This window comes from Actinomycetota bacterium (genome assembly GCA_035536535.1).
Classification (GTDB): domain Bacteria; phylum Actinomycetota; class JAICYB01; order JAICYB01; family JAICYB01; genus DATLNZ01.
Map to the genome: position 1 here is coordinate 1 of DATLNZ010000010.1, position 2,366 is coordinate 2,366.

Sequence of the window (2,366 nt, forward strand, 5' to 3'; positions counted from 1 at the left end):
GACGCGGCCCCGATGCGGTCTTGGCCGACCCGGCCGGGATGCTGGACGACCCCGTCCACCGGGGGTTGTGCCTGGAGCAGATCCGCGACCAGGACCGCGCGAAACGCGCGTTGGAGATAGCCGCCGCCGGCGGACACAACATCCTTTTCACCGGGCCTCCGGGCTCGGGCAAGACCCTCCTGGCCCGTGCTCTGCCGGGGATCATGCCGCGCATGACGCTGGACGAGGCCCTGGAGGTCACGCGGATCCACTCGGCCTCCGGACTTCTCCCGCCCGGTGACCCGCTCGTGCGCGCCAGGCCGTTTCGGGCGCCCCACCACGGCGTGTCCATGGCCGGGATGGTCGGCGGAGGCTCGGGCTGGGTGCGACCCGGTGAGGTGACGCTTGCGCACCGCGGGGTTCTTTTCCTGGACGAGCTCCCGGAGTTCCCGCGCTCATGCCTGGAGGCGCTCCGACAGCCGATCGAGGACGGCCTCATCACGGTCACGCGCTCGCGGCACGTGGTGGTGTACCCGGCGCGCTTCATGCTCTGCGCGGCCATGAACCCGTGTCCGTGCGGCAACGCCGGCAGCGACGTCCCGTGCAGGTGCACTCCTCACATGCGCCACGCCTACTCGCAGCGGCTGTCCGGACCGCTGCTGGACCGAATCGACCTGCACGTGAACGTCCCCCGCGTGGAGACCGACAGGCTCCTGGAGCGGGCGGGGGCCGAGCCTTCTTCGGCGGTGCGAAAAAGAGTGGAAGCCGCGCGCGCCGCGGGGGCCGGACGAGGTCCCGCGTCCAACGCCGAGATTCCGTCGGGCACGCTGCTGCGCTGGACCGGTCTCGACTCGTCCGCGACGTCGATGCTCGCCAGGGCTTCGGACCGCCACCGCCTGTCCGCACGGTCGGTCCACCGGCTGCTGCGCGTGGCGCGGACGATCGCGGACCTCGAGGGACGCGAGCGCGTCCATAAGGACGACCTTCTCGAGGCACTGCTTTACCGGGTTACCGAGCGAATGAGGGAGGCATCGTGAAGTCGACAACGTGGCGGGTGGACGGGAGCTGGGTGGGGGACTGGAGGATGCCGGCGGTGCTGGAGCGGCCGCTGTCCGAGCAGGACCGCAACGTGCTCGTGGAGTTGTCGTGCGGGGGGATCGGGCCGTCGCGCCTGGTCCGGGAGCTGGAGCTCGCCTGCTCTGTGGGCGACGTTCGCAAACGGCTGGACCCCGTTCACGACCCGGGTCCGGCGCTGACGCTTCTGCAGCGTTCGGGGGCCCGGACCGTGTTTCCCTGCGACGACGAGTACCCCGGGCAGCTGGCGGCGATCCATGCCCCGCCGCCGATGCTCTACGTCCGAGGGAAGCCACTCAACGAGCTGGCTCCGATGGTGGCGATAGTCGGCTCGCGCGTGTGCACCCGCGGGGCCGCGCGGTTCACGAGGCGACTGGCGGCCCGTCTGGCGAAGGCCGGCGTCACCGTCGTCAGCGGGCTCGCGCGCGGCATCGATGCCGCGGCGCACGAGGGCGCGCTGGAGACGGGCATGAGCGTCGCGGTGCTGGGAACGGGCATCGACCGGGCGTACCCTTCGGAGCACGCCGCCCTTTCGGAGTGGGTGGCCTCCAACGGCGCGCTTGTGGGGGAGTTCGCGCCCGGCACGGGGCCGAGGCAGTGGCACTTCCCGGCGCGAAACCGAATCGTTTCAGGCCTGGCGATCGCGGTCGTCGTCGTGGAGGCGGGGCTTTCGTCCGGCGCCCTGATAACAGCCGGGTTCGCCATCGATCAGGGACGGGAGGTCTTCGCCTGCATCACGGCCCCCGAAAACCCTTCGGGGGCGGGCGTGAGGGAGCTGTTGCGAGACGGTGCCAGGCTGGTCGTCGATCCCGACGACACCACACATGAGCTGCTGGACCTCGCCAAGGCCCAGGGGTACACGCTTCCCGGCCCGGAGGATGCGCCGCCGGCTCCGCGCGTCGACCTTGCGGGCGATGCCGCCTTGGTCTACGGCGCCGTGGCGGAACAGACGACGGTAGACGAGGTCGTGAGCATCACCGGGCTCAGCGCTTCACGCGCATCGGTCGTACTGGCGTCGCTGGAGCTGGAGGGACTGGTCTGCGACGACGGCGGAGGCCGCTGGCGCCGGACGCAGTCCCGCTGACGGCCTCGTCATCAACGTCAACGGAGACGACACCTATCGGCTGCGGGTCTGGCACCCAGGGCACCAGTACGTCGACCGGGGCGGGTTGCCCTGACGGAGCATGCGAACCGTCGCGGAGCACCGCCGGCAGTCGCGCCCGGACCGCTTGTACACCGCCAGTCCCTCCTCGACTGTCGTCCGCCTCCCGCTCCCGAGGTTGCTCCGGAGCTGCACCGCGGCGATCTCGATG

The 2,366-nt window shown here is 71.1% G+C and carries 2 protein-coding genes; both read left to right on the plus strand.

The genetic code is table 11. The features are described from left to right. Positions 1-1,016, plus strand: a 1,016-nt coding sequence (locus VNE62_00860; protein HVE90840.1) for an ATP-binding protein, incomplete at its 5' end; no start/stop codon positions are given. Then, a complete protein-coding gene (gene dprA, locus VNE62_00865) occupies positions 1,013-2,137 on the plus strand; it encodes a DNA-processing protein DprA (protein ID HVE90841.1) in 1,125 nt (374 codons plus the stop codon). The genes VNE62_00860 and dprA, both read left to right, overlap by 4 nt. The last annotated feature ends 229 nt before the right edge of the window (positions 2,138-2,366 follow it).